We start from the raw sequence: 26,467 nt of genomic DNA, 5'->3' as shown, positions 1-26,467 counted from the left end.
GGCGTAAATTCGCCGCGGTTTCTTTGTAACGAGTGTAACCCCATGGCGCGATCGCTCAGCGAAAGTCCTGATATTGCCGTTCTGCTTCCCTGCTACAACGAAGCGGCGACGATCGGGGCTGTCGTCAGGGGGTTCCGGGCGGCATTGCCCGATGCGCATATCCATGTCTACGATAACAATTCCACTGACGGCACGGCATTGCATGCCATGCTCGCCGGCGCGCATGTCGTGCGCGAGCGGCGTCAGGGCAAGGGCCATGTGGTGCGGCGCATGTTCGCCGACATTGATGCCGACATCTATATCATCGCCGACGGTGATGGGACCTATGCGCCCGAGGATGCCGAAGAGCTGGTGCGGACACTGCTGACGGAACGGGCCGATATGGTGGTCGGCACGCGGCGCGGTGTGCATGACGATGCCGGAAGGCAGGGACATGCCCTCGGCAACCGGCTGTTCAACATCCTCTATCGCGCAATCTTCGGACCCGACTTTACCGACATCTTCTCCGGCTACCGGGCCTTCTCGCGCCGTTTCGTCAAGAGCTTCCCCGCGGTTTCCGGCGGTTTCGAGATCGAAACGGAAATGTCGGTGCATGCGTCGCGGCTGAAACTGCCTGTCAGTGAACTGGAACTGCATTACGGGCGGCGCCCGGAGGGCTCGCATTCGAAGCTCTCGACCTTCCGCGATGGTGGCAAGATCCTCTGGATGTTTGCGATGCTGATGAAGGAGACGCGGCCCTTCGCCTTCTTCGGCACGATCAGCGCGTTCTTCATGCTGGCAAGTCTCGGCTTCATGGGTCCGGTGCTGGCGGAATATTTTGCGACCGGCCTCGTCAGCCGCATGCCGACCTGGGTGCTTTCGACGGCACTGGCGATGATCTCCATCATGCTGTTTACTGCCGGCGTGATCCTCGATTCCGTTGCGCGGGCACGGGCTGAGCAGCTGCGTATCCATTATATGAGCCTTGCAGCACCGGTTTCGGTAAAGGATAAAACCTCAGCCATAACGCTCGATGGCAAGAAGGCGGATGCCGCATGAAGAAGCTCATTCGTTTCGCGATCGCCGGTGGCCTTGGCTTCATCGTCGATGCGTGCGTGCTTGCTGCCCTCCTACACCTGACGCCACTCGGCCCCTTCATTGGCCGGCTGATTGCCATTGCGCTCGCAATGGCGACGACATGGGCCTTCAACCGGACATTCACTTTCGACCGGTCAGGCCGATCGCTGGCAGCAGAAGGCTTCCGCTACGGCTCAGTCGGCGTGACGGCAGCCCTCGTCAATTATGGGCTTTATTCGGCGCTGCTTCTGTCATTACCGGCGCTGCAGCCGCTCGTCGCGATGGTGCTCGCGACCGCAGCGTCGATGTTCTTCAGCTTCTTCGGCTATTCCCGCTTCGTCTTCCGCGGCAAAGCCGAGAAAAACTAGACGGCTTCCCAACCATCCTTCTCGCTGGCGCGGTAGATGGCGTCGATAGCCTTCTGATTGAGCCTGGAATCTTCCAGCGTGACGATTTCTTCCTTTTCGCCTGCGGCAGCGCGGGCAAAAGCTTCCGCCTGGCACCTGTACTGGCGGCTATCCTGAAAGCGAATGATGCGGGATTCGCTGTGACCGCGATCGGTCACTTCGATCTCCTCCGGGCCCCAGCGATTGGCGTTGAACGGCGACTTGACCTCGATATAGCCGTCGGTGCCGTGGAAGACCATGATCTGGCGGCCGGCCATCTGGGTGGAGATATAGAAGCTCAGTTCGAAATCGCCGAAATCGGCCTTGACGCTGGAATAGATATCGGTGCCGAACTCGGCATCGCGCTCGGTGATCGCCTGGACCCAGGACGGCTCCTTGCCGGTGGAAAAGCGGGTACTGATAACAGGATAGACCCCGATATCAGGCAGGCCGCCGCCGCCAAGCTCAGGGATGTTGCGCATATTGCCGGGGTCGCGGTTGTAATAGGTAAAGGCGCCCTGGACATGACGAAGCTCGCCGATCGCACCCTCCTGCAGCAGCGAGCGAACCTTCCGCCAGACCGGCGAATAGGTGACCATGAAGGCCTCACTGATGATGACCTTGTTGCGGTCGCGCGCGGCGATGAGATCGTCGATCTCGGAGGCTTTCAATGCAATCGGCTTTTCGCAGAGCACATGCTTGCCGGCATTGGCGGCCTTGATCGACCATTCGACATGCTGGGAGGTCGGCAAAGGAATATAGACGGCATCGATCGTGTCGGACGCCAGCATTTCCTCATAGGAGCCGAAGGCATGCGGCACGGAGAAGCGGTCCGCCATCTCCCGGGCACGCGCAAAATCACGGCTGGCAATCGCGGTGATGACGCAGTTTTCCGCGTCCTGAATGGCGGGAACGACATTATCCCGACCGATCTTGGCCGTTGAAAGTATACCGAAACGCAACATGAAAGGTCCTCCTGCAATCGATCGGGCGCACCTTATTCAGCCCTCTCATGCGGCGCAATGGCGCGACGGGCGATCACGGAAGTTTGGTTTCCTTCGAAGGGAGTCCACGCTAGGTTAGTGATGGACGGCGTTCTGCCGTTTCCTCCGATTTCAATCACTTCAGCATTTTGGGAGAGCGCCATGGAAATGCGCCGGCTTGGAAAAACAGGTCTTTCGGTCTCGCCGATCGTCTTCGGCGGCAATGTGTTCGGCTGGACGGCCGACGAAAAGACATCCTTCGACATTCTGGACGGCTTTTTCGACGCCGGTCTCAACACGATCGATACGGCCGACGTCTACTCCGCCTGGGTGCCGGGCAACAAGGGCGGCGACTCCGAAGAGATCATCGGCAAGTGGTTGAAGAAGGGAAAGGTTTCCCGCGACAAGGCGGTCATCGTCACCAAGGTCGGCTCGGACATGGGCCAGGGCAAGACGCTGAAGGCCGGCTATATCCTGAAGGCAGTCGAGGATTCGCTGCGCCGGCTGCAGACCGACTATATCGATCTCTATCTGTCGCACTGGCCGGATACGGACACGCCGCATGAGGAATCGCTCGGCGCCTATGCGAAGCTTCTGGAACAAGGCAAGATTCGCTCCGTCGGCTGCTCGAATTATGATGCGAGCCTGCTGCAGGCCTCCTTCGATGCCGCCGACAAGGCCGGCCTGCCGCGCTATCAGGCGGTGCAGCCGGAATATAACCTCTATGAGCGTTCGAGCTTCGAAGGCCCACTTGCCGATCTCTGTGTGAAGGAAGATATCGGCGTCATCACCTATTTCAGCCTCGCAGCCGGCTTTCTCTCCGGCAAATACCGCAGCAAGGCGGATACGGAGGGCCGCGCTCGCGAAGGCCGCGTTTCGCAATATCTCAACGACAAGGGCATGCGCATCCTTGCCGCACTCGACAAGGTCTCGGCCGAGACGGGCGCCAAGCCGGCGGAAATCTCGCTCGCCTGGCTTCTGCGCAAGAAGGGCGTGACGGCGCCGATCGCCAGTGCTACGAGCCTGTCTCAGCTTGAAAGCCTGGTGAAATCGGCAACGCTCGCGCTCTCCGACGAGGCGATGGCGCTGCTCGACGAGGCCGGCGCCTGAAACGAGGTGATGGCATGACCGTGACGATCCGCGATGCGAGACCCGAGGATGAGGCGCGCTGGCGTGCGCTCTGGGCGGACTATCTCGCTTTCTACGAGGTCGCCGTCGATGCCGATATCACCGATTCCACCTGGCGCCGGGTCTTCGATCCGGCGTCCGCAATCTTCATGCGGGTAGCGGAACTCGACGGCGAAGTCGTGGGCTTCACACTCTGCCTGACGCATGAAGGCACCTGGATCCGCGGTAAGGACTGCTATCTCGAAGACCTGTTCGTATCAGAGGATGTGCGCGGAAAGGGTGTCGGCCGGGCGCTGATGGACGATCTCGTGGCCCTCTGCAAGAAGAACGGCTGGTCGCGGCTCTACTGGCATACGAGCGAACAGAACAGGACGGCCCGTGCACTCTACGACACTTATGTCGAGAGTGATGGCCACATCCGCTACCGCATCAATTTCTGAGTTGCGGAAAGCCTTCATACCATTCGGAATGATCGCCCTCCCAATTGGCCATGCCCGGCTTGGTCAGGATGCCGCGCGGACGCACGTAGCTCTGGATCACCCGCTTCGGCCGCTCGTGCCACTGGATATTGAAAGCCCATAGTTTCGGGAAGAAGCAGAGCGAGGCATAGGGCAGGTGGTCATGGATCCACCAGGCGAGCCTCTGCCAATCGCTTTCATCATTGTAACGATCGACCATCCAGGGCACGGCAATGCAGACGGCAGCGCCCATGCAGCCGTCGAAATCGCGCATGTCCCATATGTGATGGGCGGCAGTCGCGGCATTGGTCGAGCAGTTGAGATTGTTTTCATTGCCGAAGCGGTTGACCTCGGGCGCCCGGTAGCCGGAGCGGATATGGAGGCGCCCGAAGGTTGCTTCCAGCGGCTCCAGAAGTTCTTCGCAAAGCCGCCTGCCTGTCTCGATGGCGAGATCAGGATTTTCGGGAATATTCGGAATACGGTAGAAATCGGCGATTTCGGAATGAAGGAAATCGCGGAAGAAGAAGTTCTTCGACAGGCGCACCCGCCCGAGATCCTCCAGCCCTTTCATCGATCCCGGTTTCTTCATGTTCCGCCCTCCCCGATCCCTCCTGATATCATTGCCAGGAGGACCAAACCGCGCCACCCGATTTCCACGGGAACAATTAGCATAGTGAATGCTTCTATGCAGTGTCGCCGCAAGGGCGGAAATCTCCCAACAAGGAACGGAACAATGGCCAAGGAAAAGACGCTGGAAGATCTGTTTTACGATACCCTCAAGGACATCTACTTCGCCGAACGCCAGATACTACGCGCCCTGCCAAAAATGGCGCGCGCCGCCCAGTCGCAGGAATTGAAGGCGGGTTTTGAAAAGCATCGCGAAGAGACCGAAGGTCACGTCGAGCGACTGCAGCAGGTCTTCGAAATCATCGGCAAGCGCGCCCAGGGCAAGACCTGCGAAGCAATTCAAGGCATCATTGCCGAGGGCGAGGAAATCATGGAGGAGTTCAAGGGGACGGCAGCTGTCGATGCTGGCCTGATTTCCGCGGCCCAGGCCGTCGAACATTATGAGATCGCCCGCTACGGGACACTGAAAACCTGGGCGCAAACGCTGGGCTTCAAGGACGCTGTTACGCTTCTCGACCAGACACTGCAGGAAGAAGGCAAGACCGACCAGATCCTGACGAAGCTTGCGACATCTGCCGCAAACCAAAAGGCTTCACGCGCAGCTTAGCGCATGCAAGAAGAGCAGCCGTCACGCGCTGCTCTTCTCCCTCTGATCTTGTCTTCGCCCGACACGCCCCTATCCTTTCCGCTGGGAATATGGGACGAGGTATCGATATGGCCGACAGGCAGGCAATCGAAGCAACGGTTCATCTCTATGTCGAGGGTATGGCCTTCGCCAATGAGGCGGCCTTGAAGAAGGCCTTTCACCCGAAAAGCTCTGTTATCGGGCACTATCAGAACGCAGTGGAATGGCTCTCACGCGACGAATTCATCGCCGCTATTCTCGAAGAAGGGGCCGCGCCGCCCGGCACCCAACCTTACATGGATATAGACAGCATCGATATATCAGGTGACGCGGCAACCGTGAAAGTGACCGACGATTTTGCCGGCATGCGCTTCACCGACTATCTGTCGCTGCTGAAAATCGATGGCCGCTGGACGATCGTGAGCAAGCTCTACCATCTCCATCTATGAAAAGACCGGCAGCTTACGCCGCCGGTCACGACTTTATTAGCCGGATCAGCTTCTAAGGACACCACCGGTGAACTTGGCTACGCTGGCCACGATCTTCTGCGTCAGTGCTTCGAAATCCTCGTCGGTAAGCGTGCGCTCGGCCGGCTGGATCTGCACTTCGATTGCAACGGACTTCTTGCCTTCGCCGACCGAAGCGCCTTCGAAAATGTCGAAGACATTGACGCCGGTTATCAGCTTGCGATCAACGCCGGTCGCCGCTTTGATAATCGCGCCGGCCTCCACCGTCTTGTCGACGACAAAGGCGAAGTCGCGCTTGACGGCCTGGAAAGGCGAGAGGTCGAGCGCCGGCTTGGTGCGGGTCGCCTTCTTCTTCGGCTCGGCCATCGCGTCGACATAGACTTCAAAGCCGCAAAGGGCGCCGGAGACGTCAAGCTTTTCGAGCGTGGTCGGATGGAACTCGCCGAAGTAACCGAGAATGATCTTCGGACCCATCTTGATCGTTCCGGAACGGCCGGGATGATACCATTCGGGACCGCCCTGCTCGATCTGGATATTGCCCATCGGCAGGCCGCAGGCTTCGATCACGGCGAGCGCATCGGCCTTGGCGTCGAAGACATCGACCGGCTTGCCGCCGCCCTTTGCTGCGTTCGACCACATCCGGCCGGCACCAGCCAGCGATGCGGTGCCACGGCGGATGCCACCGGCCACGCGACGCTGGCCTTCCGGCCTGTCGTTTTCGTACGTGCCTGACACTTCGAAGATCGCTACGTCGCCATAGCCCTTGTCGGCATTGCGCTGGGCTGCCGTCAGCAGACCCGGCAGCAGCGAAGGGCGCATGTCCGACATTTCAGCGGCGATCGGATTGGCAAGCTTGAGGGCTGCCGAACCACCGCCGAAGAGCCTTGCCTGATCTTCCGGAATGAACGACCACGTGACTGCTTCAAGCATGCCACGCGAGGCGAGTGCACGCTTGGCGGCGCGGGTGCGGATTTGCAGCACCGTCAGGATGCGGCCATTGACGGCTGCATGGCTTTCGAGCGGCGCCGGCTTGATATTATCGACACCATGAATGCGCATGATCTCTTCAACGAGATCGGCCTTGCCATCGACATCGGGGCGCCAGGAGGGAACGGCGACCGAGACGCGCTCGCCCGAACCCGAAACCTTGAAGCCAAGGCGGTTCAGGATCGTATTGCTTTCTTCCGTAGAGATCTCGAGGCCGGTCAGGCGCTTGACCTCCGAATAAGGGAAGTCGACGATCTTCGGTTCGTAGCCCTTGTAGCCGACGATCTCGGACTTGGCCGGCTTGCCGCCGCAGAGTTCGAGAACGAGTTCCGTCGTGCGTTCGAGGCCGGGAACCATATATTCCGGATCGACACCGCGTTCGAAACGGTAGCGGGCATCGGTGATGATGCCGAGCGCGCGGCCGGACTTGGCGATGTTCATCGGATCCCAGAGAGCGGATTCGATCAACACGTCGACGGTGTTCTCGTCACAGCCGGAATGTTCGCCGCCCATGATGCCGCCGATCGATTCAATACCGTCCTCGTCGGCGATGACGACATTGTTCGGACCGAGCTTGTATTCGCGCTGATCGAGCGCCAGCACGGTTTCGCCTTCCCTGGCGCGACGCACAGTCAGGTTGCCCGTGACCTTGGCGGCGTCGAAGACGTGCATCGGCCGGCCTTGATCGAAGGTCATGTAGTTGGTGATATCGACCAGTGCATTGATCGGGCGCAGACCGATGGCGAGGAGCCGCTGCTGCAGCCAGCGCGGGCTCGGGCCGTTCTTGACGCCGCGCACGAGCCTGAGGCCGAAGCCCGGGCAGAGCCTGGCATCGTCGAGGTCGAGCGTCAGCTTGACCGGCGTTTCGCCTTCGACGGCGAAGGACGGCGCGGGCCGCGTCTTCAGCGTACCAAGGCCGGAGGCGGCGAGATCGCGGGCGATGCCATAGATCGAGGTGCAATCCGGACGGTTCGGCGTGAGGTTGATCTCGATGACCGGATCGTCGAGATGGGCATAGGCGGCGTAGCTCGTACCGACAGGCGCATCGTCAGGCAGGTCGATGATGCCGTCGTGACTGTCGGAGATCTGCAGTTCCTTTTCCGAGCACATCATGCCGCGGCTTTCCACACCGCGGATGTTGCCGACGGACAGCGTCACGTCGATGCCCGGGACGTAGGTGCCGGGGGCGGCAAAGGCGCCGACGAGGCCCGCACGCGCATTCGGCGCGCCGCAGACGACCTGGACCGGAGCGCCCTGACCAGTATCGACCATCAACACCTTCAGGCGATCGGCCTGCGGATGTTTTTCCGCGGAGATAACCTTGGCAATGACGAAGGGCCTGAAGGCCGCCTTGTCATCGACATCTTCCACTTCCAGACCGATCTCGGTCAGGCGCGTGCAGATTTCATCGAGCGTGGCATCCGTTTCCAGATGATCCTTGAGCCAGGAAAGCGTGAATTTCATTGGTCCAATCCTCCCTTAGACGCTGAGACCGCCGAACAGTGTCGGCATGTCGAGCGGGCGGAAGCCGTAATGGTTCATCCAGCGGACATCGGCATTGAAGAAGTCGCGCAGGTCGGGCATGCCGTATTTCAGCATGGCGATGCGATCGAGGCCCATGCCCCAGGCAAAGCCCTGATATTCATCGGGATCGAGACCGCCGTAACGCAGCACGTTCGGGTGGACCATGCCGCAGCCGAGGATTTCCATCCAGTCCGTGCCTTCACCGAACTTGACGATGGGACCGGAGCGATCGCACTGGATATCGACCTCGAAGGAGGGCTCGGTGAAGGGGAAGAAGGACGGGCGGAAACGCATCGTCACACTGTCGACCTCGAAGAAGGTCTTGCAGAACTCTTCGAGCACCCAGCGGATATTGGCGACATTGGCCTTCTTGTCGATGACGAGGCCTTCGACCTGATGGAACATCGGCGAATGCGTGGCATCCGAATCCTGGCGGTAGGTCTTGCCGGGAATGATGATGCGGATCGGCGGCTTCTGCGATTCCATCGTTCGGATCTGCACCGGCGAGGTATGCGTGCGCAGAACTTTGCGCTCGCCCTTCTCGTCCGGATTGAAGAAGAAGGTGTCGTGCATCTCACGGGCCGGATGGCCCTCCGGGAAGTTCAGAGCCGTGAAATTATAATAGTCGGTCTCGATGTCGGGACCTTCTGCGATCGAAAAGCCCATATCGCCGAAGATGGCGGTGATCTCGTCAACGATCTGGCTGATTGGATGGATGCGGCCGCGCTCGGCAGGCGAGGAGCGGACCGGCAGGCTGACGTCGACCGTTTCGGCCTTCAAGCGGGCGTTGACGGCGGCTTCCTTCAGCACCGACTTGCGTTCGGCAAGCGCGTCCGTCACCTCGTTCTTCAGGGCGTTGATCGCGGCGCCACGGGTCTGCCGCTCTTCCGGAGTCATAGCACCGAGCGTCTTCAGGAGCTCGGAAATCGAGCCCTTCTTGCCAAGCGCGGAAACACGGACGGCTTCGAGCGCAGGCTCATCATTGGCTGCGGCAATTTCGGCAAGCAGAGAGGATTTGAGCTGGTCGATATCTGACATTGTCTTCTTTCCGTCCGGATCAGGCGGCGTTCGAAAGGCGGGCTCGGCAAGGCCGCGCCAGCAGTATAGAGAAAGAAAAACCCGCGCTAGCCCAAACCAGCGCGGGTTTCCCAAAATTCAAAAAAGCGTCAAGCTTGGGAAGCGCTGGTTAACGAACCGCGCCTTCAAACTCGTTAGCCGTGCCGGTGTCCTTGAGGTACTCAAGGGCCTTCTTGGCGGCAGCAACCAGGGCGCCGAATGCTTCCGGCTCGTGGATTGCCATGTCGGAGAGAACCTTGCGGTCAACTTCGATGCCAGCCTTGTTCAGACCGTCGATGAAGCGGCCATAGGTCAGACCGAATTCGCGGACGGCAGCGTTGATACGCTGAATCCAGAGGGCGCGGAAGTTGCGCTTGTTAACCTTGCGGTCGCGGTATGCGTACTGCTTGGCGCGGTCAACGGCAGCCTTGGCGGTACGGATGGTGTTCTTGCGGCGGCCGTAGAAACCCTTGGCCTGCTTCAGAACCTTCTTGTGCTTGGCGTGGGCGGTGACGCCTCTTTTTACACGTGCCATTTCATGATCTCCTTAAATCTAACGCGTTACCGGAATAGTCTCAGAGACCGTTCGGCAGATAGTTCTTGATGACCTTGCGGCCATCCGGTTCTGCCAGAACCATCGTGCCACGTGCATCGCGAATGAACTTGTTCGTGCGCTTGATCATGCCATGGCGCTTGCCAGCGGCAGCCGCCTTGACCTTGCCGGTAGCGGTGATCTTGAACCGCTTCTTGGCAGAGGACTTCGTCTTCATCTTGGGCATTTTGCTACTCCGTTCTGATAGCTCCTCACCCGCTTCGTTAAAGAAGCCCTTCTGCGAAAGCCCGGTTTACCGGTCTTCGCCAAAGGCGCGGGAGCGTTTGTTGTTGATCTGCGGGTCCAGTGACGAAACCTGCCCGCAAGCATTCGAAACTGCCACGGCATGCCCTGCCGGTCAGTTCGGACGCGCGCTTATAACCGCAGCGTCATGAAAGTGCAACGGGGCGGATGACGAATCTTCCGCCCCCGGAAAACACAAAAGCCGCCCTGTCGGACGGCTTTGAGCGAAAGAGTGCGGCACCGTCACTTCGGCGCCAGCACCATCATCATCTGGCGGCCTTCGAGCTTAGGCTCGGCTTCAACCTTGGCAATCTCGAGCGTGTCGGCCTTGACCTGTTGAAGAAGCTTCATGCCGAGTTCCTGGTGGGCCATTTCACGGCCACGGAACTTCAGCGTCACCTTTACCTTGTCGCCTTCGTCGAAGAAGCGACCCATTGCCTTCATCTTCACCTCATAATCATGGGTGTCGATGTTCGGACGCATCTTGATTTCTTTGACTTCGACAATCTTCTGCTTCTTGCGCGCCTCGGCGGCCTTCTTCTGGTTGGCATATTTCAGCTTGCCCAGATCGAGGATCTTGCACACAGGCGGTTCGGCATTGGGTGAAATTTCGACGAGGTCGAGGCCGGCTTCTTCCGCCATTTTCAAGGCCTGGTCTGTGGGCACGATGCCCATATTCTGTCCGTCAGCAGCAATCAGCTGAACTTTCGGAATGCGGATCTCCCGGTTCGAGCGCGGTCCATCCTTTACGGGCGCGTCGGTTTTAAAGGGTCTGCGAATGGTCGTATTCTCCTCGCGTTGTTCGGAACGTTGCAGCTTCGTGTCCCAGTTCGAAAAGGGGGCACAAACGGGTCACGCCATCACTGCAACGGATTCAATAACACCCTATAGCGGAAAAATCACCTGCTGTCAGCCTGTCAAGAATCTGTTTTATAGACCGAAACAACAGGAGTTCCGCCCGATGTCCGTTCTTCAGCCTCAGTTCCTCACCGTTGGCGCAGGCGAGGCCGCGCGGCAGATCGCCATGCTGGTGCGACCGGCACGAGCGGACCGCGATCTTCCAGCTCTCGTTTGGCTATCCGGCTACCGATCTGACATGAGCGGCAGCAAGGCCGTCGAAATCGACAGGCTGGCGGAAGAACTGGGGACCGCCTGTATCCGTCTCGACTATTCCGGCCACGGACTTTCCAGCGGCGCCTTCACCGACGGCACGATTTCGCGCTGGCTGGAGGAGGCGCTCGCGGTGATCCGCGACGCCGCCCCCAAACGGATGATCCTCATCGGTTCTTCGATGGGCGGCTGGATCGCGCTCAGGGTGGCGCAGGAGCTTGCAAAGGCTGGTGGACCCAAGCTTGAAGGCATGGCGCTGATTGCGCCGGCACCGGACTTCACCTCCGATCTCATCGAACCAAACCTCAAGAAGAAGGAGCGCGCCTCGCTGGAAGAGCGCGGCTATTTCGAGGAACGCTCGCAATATAGCCCCGAGCCCGACATCTATACCCGCGCGCTGATCGAAGATGGCCGCCAGAACCGGGTGCTGACCGGTATTATCGAAACGGGCTGCCCGATCCATATCCTGCAGGGCATGAAAGATGCCGACGTGCCCTATCTGCATGCGATGAAGCTCGTGGAACATCTTCCTGCCGACGACGTGGTACTGACGTTCATTCGCGATGGCGACCATCGGCTGTCGCGCCCACAGGATATCGAGCGGCTGCGCGGCGCAATCAAAGGCCTCATCCAATAGACTGAGACCAGTTGTTCGCCAAAGAATATGCAACCACCCTAATAGAGGGCCTTGGTTGAGTAACTCACGCCCGACTATCCCTAAGGTTATGTCGCATTTTAACCATGTCTACGAGTTGCAACGCCCTCCCAAGAAGTAACGATTGACTCCTTTCGGCCCTCTCCGTTAACTGTTTGTTAATAAATGAAGGGCGATGCAGGGAAGTAGGGCGTGCGGATCAAGGGTTTCCTCGTGGCCATGATGGCCGTGTTTGCAATGGCGCCGGCCGCTATTCCGGCTCCGAGCAAAAATGCCTCGATGGTGACCGGCAATGCGACATCGCAGCCGGTTGGTCATTACGATTTCTGTCAGACGCACCGCAGCGAATGCGGTGCCAACCGCAATAGCGGTCCGGTTGCCATGACCGGCGCCAAGTGGGCCACGGTCCGTTCGGTCAACGCGACCGTCAACCGCACGATCACGCCGATGACGGACAAGGAAATCTACGGCAAGGACGAGGTTTGGGCCTATCCGACCACGGCTGGCGACTGCGAGGATTTCGCGCTTCTGAAGCGCCGTATTCTCATCCAGCGCGGCTTCTCGCCCGCGGACCTGCTGATGACAGTCGTTCGCAAGCCTGATGGTGAAGGCCACGCCGTGCTGACGCTGCGCACTGCCGAAGGCGATTTCGTGCTCGACAACCTGGCTTTCGACGTCAAGCCCTGGTTTGCGACGCCCTATAGCTTCATCAAGCGCCAGTCGAGCTTCAACGCCGGCCGCTGGGTTACCATCGAGAACGGCCGCGACGTTCTGGTTGGCGCTCTCAAGTAAAAGGTTTCGTGGGGGGACTGTGAAAAAGCCGGCGACAGCCGGCTTTTTCATTTTTCGGTACTGGGAGCTCGCCGCAGCGACGACCGGGACTTTCGCTTCGGAGTGAGGCGTCGGTGCCGCAATCGATTGATTGGGCCGGTTGCTCGGGCTTTCCCCGACCGATCAATTACGCCGGGTGTGACGCTACCGGCGCCCGGCCCTTCGCTTTGGCTCAGGGCGTTCGTCGCTGCAATCGATTCACTGGATCGATTGCTCGGCTGTGCCGACCGCTCCTCACCCATTCCCAATCAGAATACCGGCTGCGAGGACGAGGCTGCCGCCGACGACGACCTGGAAGGCCGCGCGCAGGAACGGCGTCTCCATGTATTTGTTCTGGATGAAGGCAATCGCCCAGAGTTCGAAGAAGACGATGACGGCGGCGGTGATCGTCGCGGTCCAGAATTGCGGGATAAGATAGGGCAGCGCGTGGCCGAGGCCGCCAAGCGCCGTCATGATGCCGCAGGCAAGGCCACGCTTGATCGGCGAGCCGCGGCCGGAGATCTTGCCGTCGTCGTGAGCGGCCTCTGTGAAGCCCATCGAAATGCCGGCGCCGACCGAGGCCGAGAGACCGACGAGGAAGGTCTGCCAGGTATCCTGCGTGGCAAAAGCGGCGGCGAAGATCGGCGCCAGCGTGGAAACCGAGCCGTCCATCAGACCGGCGAGGCCCGGCTGCACATAGGTCAGTACGAACTGTCGGCGTGCCGTCTCGTCCTCTTCCTTCTTCACATCCTCGGGCGTGTGCTTGTCGCCGAGCATGCGGGCAATATCCTCGTGGCCTTGCTCGGCAAGTGCGAGATCACCGAGAAGCTGGCGAGTGGAGGCGTCAGAGGTCTGCTTGATCGCCTCGACGTAGAAGCGATAGGCCTGCTCCTCCATCGCTTCGGCTTCCTGCCTGATCGCATCGAGGGAAAGATTGGCGCGCAGCCAGTCGGGCTTGCGCTCGTAGAAGCCTTCGACATGCTCGCGGCGGATGAGGGGAATACGCTCGCCAAAGCGCTGGCGGTGCATTTCGATCAGGGACCGGCGATGCGTGTCCTCGACCTCGGCCATATCCTCGAACACCTTGGCGGATGCCGGAAACTCCTTTCGCAGGTGCTCAGCATAGGCGAGATAGATCCGCGCATCATCTTCTTCCGAGGCGATGGCAAGCGCCAGAATTTCCTGCTCGGAAAGGGATCGGAAGGAACGTTTCGGTGATCTGAAAAAACGCGCCAGCATGTGTATTCTCCAATAATTTAGAATTATTCTAAATTTAAAGAGGCGTGTGGCATGGGTCAAGATCGAAACCCCGCCAGATTGACAGATTGCCACGGTCCCCTCACCGCAGTTTTGCGAGAACGTGCGCGAACCTATATGAGAGCTGCCAGCTGGAAGTAGCGCCGGGGTTTGAGATGGATAACGAGATACAAGGGCGGGCTGCGCATATTGCCGCGATCCGCGAAAAGGCCGAGGCCGAAATGGCAGCGATCGGCATCGATGACGCCTTCATTTCGAGGCTTGTGGAAACCTTCTATGGGCGAGTGCTGCAGCATGCCGAGCTCGGCCCGGTCTTCGACGCCAGGCTTTCCGGCCGCTGGCCGGAACATATCGCCAAAATGAAAAGCTTCTGGTCATCCGTCGCCTTCCGCAGCGGCGCCTATGGAGGCAAGCCGGTTCAGGCGCATCTCGGCGTTGCGAACATGACGCCGGAGCTCTTCCCGAAATGGCTTTCTCTGTTTTCGCAAACGCTTGACGATGTGGCGCCGACGCCGGAAGCCAAGGCGTGGTTCATGGCCACAGCGGAACGGATCGCAAAGAGCCTGACGCTGTCTCTCTTCTACAATCCGGCACTCGACGATCCCACGAAGAAGACGGTCTGACGCGTTACTGCCTCGCCGAAAAGGTAGCGCCGGCGCTTGCGGCGACGACCAGGGCCGTTCCTGCCATCTGCAGGAAGGTCATGGGCTGCGCCAGAATGACAAAGCCGGCGAGTGCTGCAATGGCAGGCTCCAGGCTCATGAGAATACCGAAGGAAGCCGTCGGCATCCGGCGCAGCGCAATCAGTTCCAGCGTATAGGGCAGCAACGGCACCAGAATGGCGAGGCCCGCCATTTCAATCAGGCCGTAGGCATCAAGCTTCGGCGCGGCGCCGGCAAAGCCGAAGGGCGTTGCGACCACGGCGGCAACCATGAGCGACATGGAAAGTCCTTCAAGGCCCTTGAAGCTTGCACCGATCTTCTTCGTGAGCACGATATAGATCGCCCAGCCGGTTCCCGCGCCAAATGCAAAGAGAACACCGAGGGGATCTCCGACCCAGCCTTCTCCGTCATGGGCGAGGGCCAGAACGCCGAAAGCGGCAATGAGCGGCCAGATGAGGCGCCGGCTCAATCCGTAGCCGATGGTCGCGACGGAAAGTGGTCCGAGAAAATCGATCGCGACGGCGAGGCCGAGCGGAATGCGCTCGATCGACGAGAAAAAACTCATCGTCATCAGCGCCGTCGTCGTGCCGAGAACCAGGGCACTTGTCCATTGCGCGCGGCTGTAGCTGAAAATGCGCGGGCGCACGGCGATTGCCAGGATGATGGCGGCAAAAGCCAGGCGCAACCATGTGGCGCCGACTGGCCCATAGGTGGCGATGGCGGAGGAGGACAATGCCGCACCGAACTGGATGGAAGACATCGACATGAGGCACATCAGGCCGCCGGCAGCCACGCCGCCGAATGCAGTCGATGCTTCAGCAGTCAGCGCATTCGCTCCTGCATTCGTTCTGTCTTCCATAGATGCCTCCGATTGTGCGCTCTTCATACGAAGCCGATCCGCAGGCGACAAATTCAAACTTCTGATCGTGCCAGCAAAAGCCTTGATGGCATCAGAGGCGGCCAGCGAAGATGATCTCCTCAGCATCTTCGAAGGTCATCTCGAAGACCTTTCTGCCGATTTCGAAGCTGAAACCGTTGCGGGCGAAGGCGGAAAGCTCCTTCGCCTTGCGTTTCTCGTCCAGTTCGACACGGCGAAAGGGGCCGAAGTTGCGTTTGCGGGCGAATATCGCTGCGGCGTAGAGATCGTCGGTTTCCTCGAGCGCTACCTCCACCTTATCGGTGGAGACGCCTTTGACCGCAAGCTTCTGAGCGATCGCTCGCTTCGACTTGCCGCTGCGCACGGCCGATCGCGTGGCAATCTCGGCATAGGCGCCATCGTCGATCGCCTTGTTGTCATAGGCGAATTTGACGGCAAAATCAGCAACGGCCTTGAGTTGGGCTGCGCTGATGTCCTCGAACTTTTCTTTCGCCTTGCGGGTGATGGCGTCAAAGAGCTGCTTTTCGGTCATCATGCGCCGCTCGAGGCGATAGATGGTCGAGTTGCGCGCCCAGCTCAGCATGCGGGGCGTCGGAATATCGGATGGAGTGCTTTCGTCAGTCATCGGCAGCAGATCAGGCTTCCAGACCCTTGAGCACATTGGCGACATTGAGGCCGATCTCCGGCACACCGTAGCCGCCCTCCATGCAGGCGACGACCGGCAAGCCGGCGGCGGAGATCAACTCGCCCATGCGAATGAAGTCCTCCGACTTCAGCTTGAAGAAGGAGATCGGATCGCGCTCGAACGTATCGACGCCAAGAGCGACAACGACGGCTTCGGCACCGAAAGCCTTGATGCGGGAGAGCGCATCGGCAAGAGCTGATGACCAGACATCGAATGTGGTGCCATAAGCCAGCGGGTAGTTGCGATTGGCGCCTTCGCCCTGCCCTTCGCCGTCCTCGTCGGCATGGCCAAGAAAATAGGGAAAGGCGTGGATTGGATCGCCGTGCAGCGAGGCGGTGAAGACATCGCCGCGGCGATAGAAGAGATCCTGCGTGCCGTTGCCATGATGGAAATCGACGTCGAGCACGGCGACCCTCTTCGCGCCATGATCCAGCAGTCGCTGGGCCGCCACACCGGAATTGTTTATGAAACAATAGCCACCGAAGAGATCGATGCCGGCATGGTGGCCGGGCGGGCGGCAGAGCGCGAAGGCGAAGCGGTTGCCGGCGTTCAGCCAATCCGCGCCCGTCATCGCACAGCGCATCGAGGCAACGGCTGCCTCGTAGGATCCTTTGGTGATGGACGTATCGGCGGCATTGGCATAATGGCCGATCGCGCCGACGATGTTTTCCGGTATGCGCTGGCTGCTGCGGCGGATTGGGAAGGAATTGGCGATCGCCTCGCCCTTATATCCAGCCGCCACCCAGCGATCCCACACCGTCGCCAGGAACTCCAGATAGGCGGGATCGTGTACCTTGCGCGCAGTTTCCAGGCCATGCGCCTGAGGCGCAACAACATCCGTGAAACCTGCATCCTTCACCGCGGCAAGAATCCATTCCGCCCGGAACGGCGCCTCGAAGGGCGTCACAAGCTGGCCATCATGCAGTTCTGTCTTCGCATCACGCAGCTTGTGGTCTTCGGAATAGATGACGCGCACGAGTGTCCTCCGCAAATCAGCTTGTCAAAATCAAGCCTTACACAGGCCCGCCCAAAGAAAAAAGCACCGAACACGGCTTGATCACCGCAAGAGGCGACGCCACGTTCTAGCCGATTTCAGAACACGTTCCTTTTCCTCAAGAGTTTAAGCCCATGAAAATCCTGATGGTCGATGTCGATGGGGTGCTGGTCCACGACGGCCGACAGACGGCCTGCCGCTCTTTACCTATCTCGAGCGCGACCTCGGCCTGCCTGCGCCGTTGCTTCAACAGGAGTTCTTCAAGCCTTACTGGGTCGGAATCGTCACGGGCCAGGAGCCGATCGAACCCCGTCTGACGGAAGTACTTGGCCGGATTGCACCGCATCTCAACGCTCAGATCCTGCTCGACTACTGGTTCGAAAACGACTCCCGCCTCGACCGGCAATTGCTCGACGATCTCGCCCGCCTGAAGGACAAGGGCACGCTTCTTTACCTTGCCACCAACCAGGAGCACCAGCGCGCCGCCTACCTGCGCGACGTGCTAGGGCTCGGCGCGCTTTTCGACGGCATGTTCTACTCCGCCGCACTTGGCGCGCGAAAGCCTTTCAGCGATTTCTTCCGGCTTGCGACGCAAGAAGTCGGCGCCGCCCCTGATGACATCGGCTTCATCGACGATGTCGAGGAGAATATTTCGGCGGCCAAAGAGTTTGGCTGGAAGGCCCTGCATTGGACGCCGGCCTCAAGACTGGCTGACGCGATAGACGCCTTTACGCACGGCCATCAGGCCACGCGCTTGTAAAAGAAGGTTGTGGCGCACAGGCCACCTTCAGGCCAGAGCGCATAATCGGGAATGACACCGACACGCTCCCAGCCGAGACGCGGGTAGATGGCTTCAGCATCGCTGCCGGTTGCCGTGTCGAGGACGAGAATCGTCTTGCCGCGACGGGCCGCTTCTCGTTCGGCCATGTCCATCAGCAGACGCGCCAGGCCATGGCCGCGAGCGGAGCGGTGAACAAGCAGCTTTTTCAGATCGCCGCGATGCGGCTGGTTCGGCATCTGGGCAGCGCCGACCTGCACCGTGCCGACGATTTTGCCATCAACTTCAGCGCCGAAGAGCAGGGTGGCGCCATCGGCCACGGCTTCGGCGACACTACGCCAGTAGGGTTCGGCATCCCCAGGTGTATAGGGCTGCATGAAGCCGACCGAGGCGCCGCCATTGACGCAATCGGCAAGCACCTCGCAGAGGTCGGGAATAGCAGCGTGTGCCTCGGCGGCAGAGAGAAGACGGATAGTCGGCATGATGGTCCCCTGATAAGTGAGCGCGTGATTTAGTGGTCGCCGCGGGCCAGCACGACGCAGTAGCGTGCCGGCGCATGACCCGGATTGTGAAAGACATGGCCGTCACCGACCGGCATGAAGAGACAGTCGCCGGGCTTGAGACGATGAACGATCTCGCCGACGGTCATCTCCAGCTCGCCATCGAAGAGCCAGACATGCTGGGTCATGCCGCGGCTGGCGGCATGCGGCGGGAAGCTGACGCGCGCACCGGCCGGAAATTCGACATCAACGATATCGACATCCGAGGATGTACCCGGCGGCGAGACGGCGCGGCGCATATAGCCGGTTTCGGGATCGCGCCAGACCTGCTGATCCTGGCGACGCGATAGCGGCGACGCTTCCTGCCCTTTATCGGCAAAAAACTCTGAAAGCGACAGGCCAAGCGCGGCACAGACCCTCGCCAACAGCGAAGCCGTGGGGCTCGCTTCCGCCCGCTCGATGCGGGAGATCATCGCGCGGCTCACGCCGGAAGCAGTAGCGAGATGATCCAGTGTCAGCCCTTTTTCCGTCCGCAGCGTGCGAATGCGAAGGCCGATTGCCTGCTCGAGTTCCTGTTCCACTTTTCAATCCACGATTCCACTATAGGAGAAATACAGGATCTGATGATGGAATCAAGTCCTCGCGAGCAGCCTTGCTTTCACCATGGCGGCGTCGATATATGGCAGCGGCATTCAAGAGCGGAGAGCAAGATGGACGGTATTGCGCAAGGCACTGAGACGGCGGAAAGCTTCACAACTGCCGCCTGGGACCGGATCAAGCCGATCATGGCCGAGATCGAGCGATTGCCGCTGCTGGAGCGGCTTTCGGATGGCACGCTGCCGCCGGAGGTTTTCCGCCACTATATCCTGCAGGACGCGATCTACCTGAAGCATTATGCCCGCTGCCTTGCGATCGTCGCCGCCAAAGCGCCCGATAATGCGCAGGTGCTGCGCTTTCTTGGGTCGGCGCAGAAGGCGATCACCGTGGAGCAGGGCCTGCATGCCGGTTTCCTGACGCAGTTCGGCATTTCCAGCGCCGATGTGACGGCGGCCGAGCCCTCGCCCTCGTGCTTTGCCTATACGAATTTCCTGCTGGCGACGGCCTATCACAGCTCTTACGCGGTGGCGCTTTCGGCCATCCTGCCCTGCTTCTGGATCTACTGGCATGTCGGCGAAGGCATCAAGAGCCGGCCGGCGATCGAGGGCAATGTGTTCCAGGCCTGGATCAACACCTATGGCGATCCGCAATTTGCAGCCGGTGCGCGTGAAGTGATTGCCTTGACCGATATCGCCGCGCGGGCTGCCTCGCCGACAGAGCACCAGCAGATGATGGACGCCTTCGTGCGCGCCTCCCAATATGAATGGATGTTCTGGGATTCGGCCTGGCGACTGGAGACCTGGCCGGTCTGAGCCGCACGTCACAGTCTGCAAAATAGGGTAAACCCCGGTATAATTACCGCTTTGCGGGCGATCTGCGCGCTGCTATATGGCGCGCATGAGCACCAATTCGACGACTCCGCTATCCCATATCCGCAACTTTTCGATCGTGGCCCATATCGACCACGGCAAATCGACGCTTGCTGACCGCCTGATCCAGACGACCGGCGGCCTTGCCGAGCGCGAAATGTCCGAGCAGGTGCTCGACAATATGGATATCGAGCGCGAGCGCGGCATCACCATCAAGGCCCAGACCGTGCGCCTGCACTACAAGGCGAATAACGGCGAAACCTATGTGCTGAACCTCATCGACACGCCCGGCCACGTCGACTTCGCCTACGAAGTCTCGCGGTCGCTGTCGGCCTGCGAAGGTTCGCTTCTCGTCGTCGATGCGTCGCAGGGCGTGGAAGCCCAGACGCTCGCCAACGTCTATCAGGCGATCGACAACAATCACGAGATCGTCACCGTTCTCAACAAGATCGATCTGCCTGCGGCCGAACCCGACCGCATCAAGGAACAGATCGAGGAAGTGATCGGCATCGATGCGTCCGAGGCCGTGCTGATCTCGGCCAAGACCGGCCTCGGCATTCCCGACGTACTGGAAGCGATCGTCCACAAGCTGCCGGCGCCGAAGAGCCCGGGCGGCGAGAAAGCACCGCTCAAGGCGCTGCTCGTCGATAGCTGGTACGACACCTATCTCGGCGTCATGGTTCTCGTGCGCGTTATCGATGGCGTGCTCTCCAAGGGCCAGACTGTCCGCATGATGGGCACTGATGCCAAGTATCAGGTCGAGCGCGTCGGCGTGCTGACGCCGAAGATGGTCAATGTGGACAGCCTCGGCCCGGGCGAGATCGGCTTCATCACCGCCTCGATCAAGGAAGTGGCCGATACACGCGTCGGCGATACGATCACCGAAGACAAGCGCCCGACCGCCGAGGCCCTGCCGGGCTTCAAGCCGGCACAGCCGGTCGTCTTCTGTGGCCTGTTTCCGGTTGATGCGGCCGATTTCGAAGACCTGCGCGCCGCGATGGGCAAGCTTCGCCTCAACGACGCCTCCTTCTCCTTCGAAATGGAAAGCTCGGCCGCTCTCGGCTTCGGCTTCCGCTGCGGCTTCCTCGGCCTGCTGCATCTCGAAATCATCCAGGAACGCTTGGAGCGCGAGTTCGACCTCGACCTGATCGCGACGGCGCCTTCCGTCGTCTATCAGCTGACGATGACCGACGGCAGCGAGCGTGAGCTGCACAACCCGGCCGACATGCCCGATGTCGTCAAGATCGCCGAGATCCGCGAGCCGTGGATCAAGGCGACGATCATGACGCCTGACGATTATCTCGGCGGCATCCTGAAACTCTGCCAGGACCGTCGCGGCATCCAGACCGAGCTGACCTATGTCGGCACCCGCGCGATGGTGACTTATGATCTGCCACTCAACGAAGTCGTCTTCGACTTCTACGATCGCCTCAAGTCGATCTCGAAGGGCTATGCGTCTTTTGACTATCACCTCGAAGGCTACCGCGAAGGCAATCTCGTGAAGATGTCGATCCTCGTCAACGGCGAGCCGGTCGACGCGCTCTCGATGCTGGTGCATCGCGCAGCCGCCGAAAAGCGCGGTCGCGACATGTGCGAGCGGCTGAAGGAGCTGATCCCGAAGCACATGTTCAAGATCCCGATCCAGGCGGCGATCGGCAGCAACGTCATTGCCCGCGAAACCATCTCGGCGCTGCGCAAGGACGTGACGGCCAAATGCTACGGCGGCGACGCCACCCGCAAGCGCAAACTTCTGGAAAAGCAGAAGGAAGGCAAGAAGCGCATGCGCCAGTTCGGCAAGGTGGAAATCCCGCAGGAAGCGTTTATCGCGGCGCTCAAGATGGGTGACGAGTAAACACCTCAGCTTTTTGACGGACGCGCATAATCGGGCACGCGAAACCGGCGGCGATAGCTGCCGGGCGTCAGGCCCGTCATGCGCTTGAAGAGCCTGCGGAAAAAAGCCGGCTCTTCATAGCCGACCTGCCAGCTGATCTCATCGACCGGCGCATCCGTGCGCTCCAGCCGGCGCTTTGCATCCTCCACTCTCAACCGCTGAACATAGGCGATCGGGCTGACACCGGTTGCCTGGGTGAAGCGGCGCTTGAAGGTGCGCTCCGTCAGGCCAGCGTGACGGAACATTTCCTCGATGGGATTGGCGACCGAAAAAATGGCCGGAAAGCCATTCCTGCGCCGTCTGGATCGCTGTATCGCCATGATCCCTGCGGCCCTCGAAAACGATATAAGGCGCCAGCCCATCCTGATGCCATTGCAACGCGAAGAAACGGGCAATAGCCTGCGCGGCTGAAGCACCCGCATGGCGGGCGATCAGGTACAGGACGAGATCATGCCAGGTCATGGAGGCACCGGAGCTGATCAGCTCTTCTCGCCTGCCACAAACGACGAGCACACGCTCGGGATGGACGGGCACCTGCGGAAAGCTTGTCCGGAAAGCCTCGGCATAGCCGAAATGCACTGTCGCATCCATGCCGTCGAATAGCCCGGTCTCTGCCAGCAGAAAGAGCCCCGAACAGGCCGAGCAGATCAGCGCGCCACGCGAATGCATGGCGCCAACCCATTCGACAAGTTCCGGATAACGCCCCTTCTGCCATCCACGCGATGGCAGCAGAACGGAGGGCACGATGACGATATCCGTGTGGTCGAGAGACGAGATGCTGCGCTGGACGGTAATCGGCAGACGGCTTGCAAGTTCCAGCGGCTCGGCGGATGTACCGACAATTTCCACCTTGAAGGGCGCTCGGCCGCCGAGGACATCGCTGGCTGCCGGCAGAACAGCAAAGGCATTCATCACATCGAAAATGCCACTCAGGGTCGATACCACCGCCTCGGGAATGGCCACGAGGCTGACATGAAGCGGCCTGGAAACGACTTGATCGGCGCCGGATTGCATCTCATCCCCCCGGAAGAAACAGGTCCGCTATTCGTTTCTTTTGCCTACACCGGCATGATGATTGGCGCAAATGGCCCGCTTATGGCCCATGCCGCTCTGCCGCAAGACTCCGTCTGCTGTCATTCCATTTCCATTCCTAACATTTCGACAGGAGAAGGAAATGGACCAGATAAGAAGCAACACGATCGATGCGGCCAAGCTCGACCTCATCGTCTCACGAGCAATCGGCGATCTCTCAGCCGGCTATGGCGGCGTGATGGTGAGCATCGGGCACCGGCTCGGCCTTTATAAGGCAATGGCGAAGGCGGGGCGGATCAGTTCGCACCAGCTTGCGGCAATCACGGGCTGCGCCGAGCGCTATATCCGCGAATGGCTGGGCTCACAGGTGGCAGGGGGCTATGTGATCTATGATGCGGCAAGCCACAGCTACGAATTGCCGCCAGAACATGCGCTAGTGCTGGCACAGGACGACAGCCCGGTTTTCATGGCTGCGGCCTGGGCAATCCCCGCCTCGATGTGGGCTGACGAGGACAAGGCCCTGGATGCATTTCGCACCGGCGCCGGCATTCCCTGGGGCGATCACGATGGCAGGCTCTATTGCGGCGTGGCATCGCTCTATCGCAATGCCTATAAGGCAAGCCTTGTTGCCGAATGGCTGCCGGCGCTCGATGGCGTCATCGAGAAACTGAAGGCTGGCGCACTGGTGGCCGATGTCGGCTGCGGCCATGGTCATTCGACAGCGCTGATGGCCGAAGCCTTTCCGTCGTCGCGGTTCCATGGCTTCGATTCGCATCCGGAATCGCTCGATGAGGCCCGGCAGGTTGTTGCTGCGGCGGGAGGAACAGAGAGGGTCACATTTGAAACCGCGAGAGCGGACGCCTATTCTGGTTCAGGCTACGACCTTATTTGCTTCTTCGACTGCCTGCATGACATGGGCGACCCGCTCGCTGTCGCAAGACACGCAGCCAGAACCATCGCCCATGAGGGAACGGTAATGCTGGTCGAGCCCTATGCGAAGGATGGTGTGGAAGACAGTATCTCGCCGGTCGCGCGCATGTATTATGCCGCCTCGACGACGATCTGCTGCGCTCATGCGATCTCTGATGGCGGCCATATCGTGCTTGGCGCACAAGCCGGTGAGAAAAGGCTGGCCGAGATCTTCCGGAAGGCCGGTTTCACGCGGTTCCGTCGGGCGATGGCAACCCCGTTCAACCTCGTACTCGAGGCGCGACTCTGATCCTTGCGGTCGAAGCCGAATGCCGCAGGGCTGATATCGTCAGTTCTGCGGCATCTTCTGTGCGGAGTGATATTCCTACAGCCCCGCTACCCAGCGGTGCCATTCTTCTTCGCTTCCGCGGAAGGCATTGAGGTCGATTCGGCCTTCGACGCCATGAGAGAGGCCAGAGCCGGAATATTGCCAGAAGAGCCATTTGCGGTTCGGATAGACCTTCGAAGGATGTTCGGCGACCGCGCGTAGCCAGAAGTGATAGTTCTGGAAGGCGCCTTCGAGATTATCCGCGTAGAAATCCGGGGCCGTATAGATGATAGGTCGCTTGCCGTAGTGCTGCTCGATCTTCTCCATGAAGACCTGCATTTTTTCCAGCACGCGGGCGCGGGAGAGCTTCACTTTGCAGCTCGATTCGCCGTTCCATTCGACATCGATGACCGGCGGCAGGGCGTCCGGATCGCGCGGCACGTTGCGGATGAACCAGTCGGCCTGCTCACCGGCCGTGCGGCACCAGTAGAAGAAATGATAGGCGCCGCGCTTGATGCCGGCCTCTTTGGCGCGCCGCCAGTTTGTCTTGAACATCGGATCCAGATGATCGCCGCCATCCGTTGCCTTGATGAAGGCGAAGTTGGCGCCGCGGGTCCGGAGCGTTTCCCAGTCGATGTCGCCCTGCCAGCGCGAGACGTCGACGCCGTGGACGGCCAGTTTGCGCGGAGAGACCTTGCCGAAGTTGATCGGCTTTGCATCGCGGAAACCATAACCATAGACGCGCGAGCGGCCACGGGTCGGCGGTTCTATGGCAGGTGCCGCCGCCATGGCGAATTCGACGGGGCGTTCGCTCGGAATCGGCATACCCGGCTGCGATGTGGCTGAAGGCGTCACTGCCGAGAAGGCGCGGGACTCCGGCAGGGGCGCTTCCCAGGCGAGGCTTGCCTGCGGAGTGGCATCGGCTGCAGCAACTGTAGACTGGGGCATAGGTGCCGGCGGCGGCGTGACAGAAGCCGTGATTTCCTTCGAAGGCTTCGGAGCAACACCAGCCGAAAGATTTTCCGGACCGGAAGCCGAAGAGCAGCCTGCCAGAGCAAGGCAGGCGACGAGGATCGCTGGGATAGCCGTGGAACGCATGGGCACCGTGACGCAAAACAAGAACCAGGGTGCCTCACCAGATCCGTGAAAACACCAATCCGGAATAGCTAATGGAAAATTATCAAAAAAGACTGAATCCGAACTTTCCGTCCGCAGATTCGGTGCCAGGCGCATTGCAACGTCTTTTGCGAGCTTCTAGATCCCTCGGATTAAAGGAGATTCCCATGACCGAGAAAGCCCGTGTGACGATCCTCTACTGCACGCAGTGCAACTGGCTGCTGCGCGCCGCCTGGATGGCGCAGGAACTGCTGCAGACCTTTACCGACAGCCTCGGCGAAGTGGCGCTCATTCCCGGCACCGGCGGCAATTTCGAGATCCGTGTCAATGGCGACCTGATCTGGGAGCGCAAGCGCGACGGCGGCTTTCCCGGACCGAAGGAACTCAAGCAGCGGGTGCGCGACATCATCGAGCCTGACCGCGATCTCGGCCATACCGACCGCGCATCGCTGGAGAGCTGACGTTCAATTATAAGGCGAATTGCAGGTCTTGTAGATGCCTTCATAGGTCAGGAAGCGATCGGTGCGCGGATTGTAGGATCGATATTCGTTCCGGCACCATTGCTGATGGCGGACCTGATTATCCGCCGAAGGCTGCACGCGCGGTGCCGGCGGCGGACCGTAGGTCAGCCGTGGCGGCAATTGCCCGGGCGGCTGATAATAATTCGGCCCGGCTGCATTCGGTGGGAGATAGTTCGGCTGGACGTAGGCAGGGCGATGCCACTGCTGCGGACCGAAGCCGAAGCAGCCGCGATAGTCGCAGATCGTCGACTGCGTATTGAGAGGCCCAAGCGACGGCGAGGCGGCATTGGCTCCCATCAATGGCAATACGGCAAACAGACCAGCAAGAAGGATAGAGCGAAGGTCGAACATGGCGCGTTCCTTTCCAATACCCATTATATAGGGTTGAGAAATGAGCCATGCCATCCATTGATCCGTTGGGTTCGACCACAGCTTTGTGAAGCTTTTTCACAGACTGTCAGGAAAACTTCAAAAACCCTGTTGACAGTAACGAGCCGCCCCCGTACATGGCTCTCCGTCGCCCAGATGGCGGAATTGGTAGACGCGCCAGCTTCAGGTGCTGGTACCCGAAAGGGTGTGGAGGTTCGAGTCCTCTTCTGGGCACCATTCCCATTGATCCTCAATGAGATCAAACAGATACGGGATCTCCCTGTTATCTGTGCCCACCGTTGTGGTGTTCGTTCTCTGCGTCTTTATTCACCGATAATAATTGATCTCGAGCAATGCTTCGCACTGCCATATAAA

General features: G+C 60.0%; 28 protein-coding genes, 1 tRNA gene and 2 pseudogenes. 15 read left to right on the top strand and 16 right to left on the bottom strand.

The features are described 5' to 3' along the window. Positions 1 to 42: 42 nt before the first annotated feature. A complete protein-coding gene (locus LVY75_10885) occupies positions 43 to 1,038 on the top strand; it encodes a glycosyltransferase (GenBank protein ID XAZ23741.1) in 996 nt (331 codons plus the stop codon). Continuing rightward, on the top strand, positions 1,035 to 1,424 hold the full coding sequence (locus tag LVY75_10880) for a GtrA family protein (GenBank protein XAZ23740.1): 390 nt from the start codon (positions 1,035 to 1,037) through the stop codon (positions 1,422 to 1,424). Before LVY75_10885 ends, LVY75_10880 begins: the two co-directional genes overlap by 4 nt. Here the strand turns inward: LVY75_10880 and LVY75_10875 are convergent. Next, entirely contained in the window at positions 1,421 to 2,407 is a 987-nt protein-coding gene (locus LVY75_10875; GenBank protein XAZ23739.1) for a Gfo/Idh/MocA family oxidoreductase, read from the bottom strand. The genes LVY75_10880 and LVY75_10875 overlap by 4 nt on opposite strands. 180 nt (positions 2,408 to 2,587) lie before the next feature. Between LVY75_10875 and LVY75_10870 the strand changes: the two genes are divergently transcribed. Together LVY75_10870 and LVY75_10865 are read left to right on the top strand one after the other, a co-directional pair. Then, complete coding sequence (locus LVY75_10870; GenBank protein ID XAZ23738.1) at positions 2,588 to 3,535, top strand: aldo/keto reductase; 948 nt, start codon at positions 2,588 to 2,590, stop codon at positions 3,533 to 3,535. A gap of 14 nt (positions 3,536 to 3,549) precedes the next feature. Beyond that, positions 3,550 to 3,993, top strand: coding sequence for a GNAT family N-acetyltransferase (locus LVY75_10865; GenBank protein XAZ23737.1), 444 nt, complete (start codon positions 3,550 to 3,552; stop codon positions 3,991 to 3,993). Here the strand turns inward: LVY75_10865 and LVY75_10860 are convergent. Continuing rightward, entirely contained in the window at positions 3,983 to 4,600 is a 618-nt protein-coding gene (locus tag LVY75_10860; protein ID XAZ23736.1) for a hypothetical protein, read from the bottom strand. The genes LVY75_10865 and LVY75_10860 overlap by 11 nt on opposite strands. 144 nt (positions 4,601 to 4,744) lie before the next feature. On the opposite strand from LVY75_10860, the gene LVY75_10855 reads away from it, so the two are divergent. Continuing rightward, entirely contained in the window at positions 4,745 to 5,245 is a 501-nt protein-coding gene (locus LVY75_10855) for a ferritin-like domain-containing protein (GenBank protein ID XAZ23735.1), read from the top strand. 107 nt (positions 5,246 to 5,352) lie between these two features. Next, positions 5,353 to 5,712, top strand: coding sequence for a nuclear transport factor 2 family protein (locus LVY75_10850; GenBank protein ID XAZ23734.1), 360 nt, complete (start codon positions 5,353 to 5,355; stop codon positions 5,710 to 5,712). Positions 5,713 to 5,757: 45 nt separating this feature from the next. Here LVY75_10850 and pheT read toward each other — a convergent pair whose 3' ends face one another. From pheT to infC, 5 genes are all read right to left on the bottom strand, one after another. Beyond that, on the bottom strand, positions 5,758 to 8,181 hold the full coding sequence (gene pheT, locus LVY75_10845) for a phenylalanine--tRNA ligase subunit beta (GenBank protein XAZ23733.1): 2,424 nt from the start codon (positions 8,179 to 8,181) through the stop codon (positions 5,758 to 5,760). Between the two features lie 15 nt (positions 8,182 to 8,196). After that, positions 8,197 to 9,279 carry a phenylalanine--tRNA ligase subunit alpha gene (gene pheS / locus LVY75_10840; protein XAZ23732.1) on the bottom strand — a complete coding sequence of 361 codons (1,083 nt, stop codon included), beginning with the start codon at positions 9,277 to 9,279 and terminating at the stop codon, positions 8,197 to 8,199. Between the two features lie 148 nt (positions 9,280 to 9,427). After that, complete coding sequence (rplT, locus tag LVY75_10835) at positions 9,428 to 9,832, bottom strand: 50S ribosomal protein L20 (GenBank protein ID XAZ23731.1); 405 nt, start codon at positions 9,830 to 9,832, stop codon at positions 9,428 to 9,430. A 40-nt stretch (positions 9,833 to 9,872) separates the two neighbouring features. Next, positions 9,873 to 10,076 (bottom strand): 50S ribosomal protein L35, encoded by a 204-nt coding sequence (gene rpmI, locus LVY75_10830; protein ID XAZ23730.1) that lies wholly within the window; start codon positions 10,074 to 10,076, stop codon positions 9,873 to 9,875. A gap of 299 nt (positions 10,077 to 10,375) precedes the next feature. Then, positions 10,376 to 10,912: a translation initiation factor IF-3 gene (gene infC, locus LVY75_10825; GenBank protein ID XAZ25689.1), complete on the bottom strand. Its 537-nt coding sequence runs from the start codon at positions 10,910 to 10,912 to the stop codon at positions 10,376 to 10,378. 181 nt (positions 10,913 to 11,093) lie between these two features. Between infC and LVY75_10820 the strand changes: the two genes are divergently transcribed. Next, positions 11,094 to 11,879, top strand: coding sequence for an alpha/beta hydrolase (locus LVY75_10820; GenBank protein ID XAZ23729.1), 786 nt, complete (start codon positions 11,094 to 11,096; stop codon positions 11,877 to 11,879). A 210-nt stretch (positions 11,880 to 12,089) separates the two neighbouring features. Beyond that, entirely contained in the window at positions 12,090 to 12,689 is a 600-nt protein-coding gene (locus LVY75_10815) for a transglutaminase-like cysteine peptidase (protein ID XAZ23728.1), read from the top strand. Positions 12,690 to 12,962: 273 nt separating this feature from the next. On the opposite strand, the gene LVY75_10810 is transcribed toward LVY75_10815, so the two are convergent. After that, entirely contained in the window at positions 12,963 to 13,946 is a 984-nt protein-coding gene (locus LVY75_10810; protein XAZ23727.1) for a rubrerythrin family protein, read from the bottom strand. A 173-nt stretch (positions 13,947 to 14,119) separates the two neighbouring features. Here LVY75_10810 and LVY75_10805 point away from each other — a divergent pair, with 173 nt between their 5' ends. After that, positions 14,120 to 14,587: a truncated hemoglobin gene (locus LVY75_10805; protein ID XAZ23726.1), complete on the top strand. Its 468-nt coding sequence runs from the start codon at positions 14,120 to 14,122 to the stop codon at positions 14,585 to 14,587. 4 nt (positions 14,588 to 14,591) lie between these two features. Here the strand turns inward: LVY75_10805 and LVY75_10800 are convergent, their stop codons facing one another. The 3 genes from LVY75_10800 to LVY75_10790 all read right to left on the bottom strand — a co-directional run bounded on the left by LVY75_10800 (position 14,592) and on the right by LVY75_10790 (position 17,164). Next, the gene (locus tag LVY75_10800; GenBank protein ID XAZ23725.1) at positions 14,592 to 15,485 is read right to left on the bottom strand and encodes an EamA family transporter; all 894 of its coding nucleotides are present in this window, start codon (positions 15,483 to 15,485) and stop codon (positions 14,592 to 14,594) included. 91 nt (positions 15,486 to 15,576) lie between these two features. Next, positions 15,577 to 16,128, bottom strand: a complete 552-nt coding sequence (recX, locus tag LVY75_10795) for a recombination regulator RecX (GenBank protein XAZ23724.1) — start codon at positions 16,126 to 16,128, stop codon at positions 15,577 to 15,579. A gap of 10 nt (positions 16,129 to 16,138) precedes the next feature. Next, positions 16,139 to 17,164, bottom strand: coding sequence for a histone deacetylase family protein (locus LVY75_10790; GenBank protein XAZ23723.1), 1,026 nt, complete (start codon positions 17,162 to 17,164; stop codon positions 16,139 to 16,141). 152 nt (positions 17,165 to 17,316) lie between these two features. Between LVY75_10790 and LVY75_10785 the strand changes: the two are divergent. Then, positions 17,317 to 17,942 (top strand): annotated as a pseudogene (locus LVY75_10785) (HAD-IA family hydrolase). Here LVY75_10785 and LVY75_10780 read toward each other — a convergent pair. Together LVY75_10780 and LVY75_10775 are read right to left on the bottom strand one after the other, a co-directional pair. Next, positions 17,924 to 18,442, bottom strand: coding sequence for a GNAT family N-acetyltransferase (locus LVY75_10780; GenBank protein XAZ23722.1), 519 nt, complete (start codon positions 18,440 to 18,442; stop codon positions 17,924 to 17,926). The pseudogene LVY75_10785 and the gene LVY75_10780 overlap by 19 nt on opposite strands. Before the next feature lie 29 nt (positions 18,443 to 18,471). Continuing rightward, entirely contained in the window at positions 18,472 to 19,041 is a 570-nt protein-coding gene (locus LVY75_10775) for an XRE family transcriptional regulator (protein ID XAZ23721.1), read from the bottom strand. 129 nt (positions 19,042 to 19,170) lie between these two features. On the opposite strand from LVY75_10775, the gene tenA reads away from it, so the two are divergent. Then, positions 19,171 to 19,869 carry a thiaminase II gene (gene tenA / locus LVY75_10770; GenBank protein ID XAZ23720.1) on the top strand — a complete coding sequence of 233 codons (699 nt, stop codon included), beginning with the start codon at positions 19,171 to 19,173 and terminating at the stop codon, positions 19,867 to 19,869. A gap of 76 nt (positions 19,870 to 19,945) precedes the next feature. Next, on the top strand, positions 19,946 to 21,778 hold the full coding sequence (lepA, locus tag LVY75_10765) for a translation elongation factor 4 (protein ID XAZ23719.1): 1,833 nt from the start codon (positions 19,946 to 19,948) through the stop codon (positions 21,776 to 21,778). 5 nt (positions 21,779 to 21,783) lie between these two features. On the opposite strand, the pseudogene LVY75_10760 reads toward lepA, so the two are convergent. Next, a pseudogene (locus LVY75_10760) lies at positions 21,784 to 22,831 on the bottom strand (helix-turn-helix domain-containing protein). A 160-nt stretch (positions 22,832 to 22,991) separates the two neighbouring features. On the opposite strand from LVY75_10760, the gene LVY75_10755 reads away from it, so the two are divergent. Further along, on the top strand, positions 22,992 to 24,068 hold the full coding sequence (locus LVY75_10755; GenBank protein XAZ23718.1) for a class I SAM-dependent methyltransferase: 1,077 nt from the start codon (positions 22,992 to 22,994) through the stop codon (positions 24,066 to 24,068). 75 nt (positions 24,069 to 24,143) lie between these two features. On the opposite strand, the gene LVY75_10750 is transcribed toward LVY75_10755, so the two are convergent. Further along, entirely contained in the window at positions 24,144 to 25,184 is a 1,041-nt protein-coding gene (locus LVY75_10750) for a glycosyl hydrolase (GenBank protein ID XAZ23717.1), read from the bottom strand. Between the two features lie 185 nt (positions 25,185 to 25,369). Between LVY75_10750 and LVY75_10745 the strand changes: the two genes are divergently transcribed. Beyond that, entirely contained in the window at positions 25,370 to 25,663 is a 294-nt protein-coding gene (locus tag LVY75_10745) for a SelT/SelW/SelH family protein (protein XAZ23716.1), read from the top strand. 3 nt (positions 25,664 to 25,666) lie between these two features. Here LVY75_10745 and LVY75_10740 read toward each other — a convergent pair whose 3' ends face one another. Continuing rightward, the gene (locus LVY75_10740) at positions 25,667 to 26,074 is read right to left on the bottom strand and encodes a BA14K family protein (protein ID XAZ23715.1); all 408 of its coding nucleotides are present in this window, start codon (positions 26,072 to 26,074) and stop codon (positions 25,667 to 25,669) included. A gap of 168 nt (positions 26,075 to 26,242) precedes the next feature. Between LVY75_10740 and LVY75_10735 the strand changes: the two genes are divergently transcribed. Continuing rightward, positions 26,243 to 26,329 (top strand) — tRNA-Leu (locus LVY75_10735). Positions 26,330 to 26,467 lie beyond the last annotated feature (138 nt).

The organism is Sinorhizobium sp. B11 (genome assembly GCA_039725955.1).
In the GTDB taxonomy this organism is placed as follows: Bacteria; Pseudomonadota; Alphaproteobacteria; order Rhizobiales; family Rhizobiaceae; genus Rhizobium.
The sequence above is the reverse complement of the archived record's forward strand: the minus strand, read 5'-3'. Positions and strand labels throughout refer to the sequence as shown.

Coding starts and splice junctions, on each gene's coding strand:
- LVY75_10885 (XAZ23741.1), top strand. CDS start 43: ATGGCGCGATCGCTCAGCGAAAGTCCTGATATTGCCGTTCTGCTTCCC.
- LVY75_10880 (XAZ23740.1), top strand. CDS start 1,035: ATGAAGAAGCTCATTCGTTTCGCGATCGCCGGTGGCCTTGGCTTCATC.
- LVY75_10875 (XAZ23739.1), bottom strand. CDS start 2,407: ATGTTGCGTTTCGGTATACTTTCAACGGCCAAGATCGGTCGGGATAAT.
- LVY75_10870 (XAZ23738.1), top strand. CDS start 2,588: ATGGAAATGCGCCGGCTTGGAAAAACAGGTCTTTCGGTCTCGCCGATC.
- LVY75_10865 (XAZ23737.1), top strand. CDS start 3,550: ATGACCGTGACGATCCGCGATGCGAGACCCGAGGATGAGGCGCGCTGG.
- LVY75_10860 (XAZ23736.1), bottom strand. CDS start 4,600: ATGAAGAAACCGGGATCGATGAAAGGGCTGGAGGATCTCGGGCGGGTG.
- LVY75_10855 (XAZ23735.1), top strand. CDS start 4,745: ATGGCCAAGGAAAAGACGCTGGAAGATCTGTTTTACGATACCCTCAAG.
- LVY75_10850 (XAZ23734.1), top strand. CDS start 5,353: ATGGCCGACAGGCAGGCAATCGAAGCAACGGTTCATCTCTATGTCGAG.
- pheT (XAZ23733.1), bottom strand. CDS start 8,181: ATGAAATTCACGCTTTCCTGGCTCAAGGATCATCTGGAAACGGATGCC.
- pheS (XAZ23732.1), bottom strand. CDS start 9,279: ATGTCAGATATCGACCAGCTCAAATCCTCTCTGCTTGCCGAAATTGCC.
- rplT (XAZ23731.1), bottom strand. CDS start 9,832: ATGGCACGTGTAAAAAGAGGCGTCACCGCCCACGCCAAGCACAAGAAG.
- rpmI (XAZ23730.1), bottom strand. CDS start 10,076: ATGCCCAAGATGAAGACGAAGTCCTCTGCCAAGAAGCGGTTCAAGATC.
- LVY75_10820 (XAZ23729.1), top strand. CDS start 11,094: ATGTCCGTTCTTCAGCCTCAGTTCCTCACCGTTGGCGCAGGCGAGGCC.
- LVY75_10810 (XAZ23727.1), bottom strand. CDS start 13,946: ATGCTGGCGCGTTTTTTCAGATCACCGAAACGTTCCTTCCGATCCCTT.
- LVY75_10805 (XAZ23726.1), top strand. CDS start 14,120: ATGGATAACGAGATACAAGGGCGGGCTGCGCATATTGCCGCGATCCGC.
- LVY75_10800 (XAZ23725.1), bottom strand. CDS start 15,485: ATGGAAGACAGAACGAATGCAGGAGCGAATGCGCTGACTGCTGAAGCA.
- recX (XAZ23724.1), bottom strand. CDS start 16,128: ATGACTGACGAAAGCACTCCATCCGATATTCCGACGCCCCGCATGCTG.
- LVY75_10780 (XAZ23722.1), bottom strand. CDS start 18,442: ATGCCGACTATCCGTCTTCTCTCTGCCGCCGAGGCACACGCTGCTATT.
- tenA (XAZ23720.1), top strand. CDS start 19,171: ATGGACGGTATTGCGCAAGGCACTGAGACGGCGGAAAGCTTCACAACT.
- lepA (XAZ23719.1), top strand. CDS start 19,946: ATGGCGCGCATGAGCACCAATTCGACGACTCCGCTATCCCATATCCGC.
- LVY75_10755 (XAZ23718.1), top strand. CDS start 22,992: ATGGACCAGATAAGAAGCAACACGATCGATGCGGCCAAGCTCGACCTC.
- LVY75_10750 (XAZ23717.1), bottom strand. CDS start 25,184: ATGCGTTCCACGGCTATCCCAGCGATCCTCGTCGCCTGCCTTGCTCTG.
- LVY75_10745 (XAZ23716.1), top strand. CDS start 25,370: ATGACCGAGAAAGCCCGTGTGACGATCCTCTACTGCACGCAGTGCAAC.
- LVY75_10740 (XAZ23715.1), bottom strand. CDS start 26,074: ATGTTCGACCTTCGCTCTATCCTTCTTGCTGGTCTGTTTGCCGTATTG.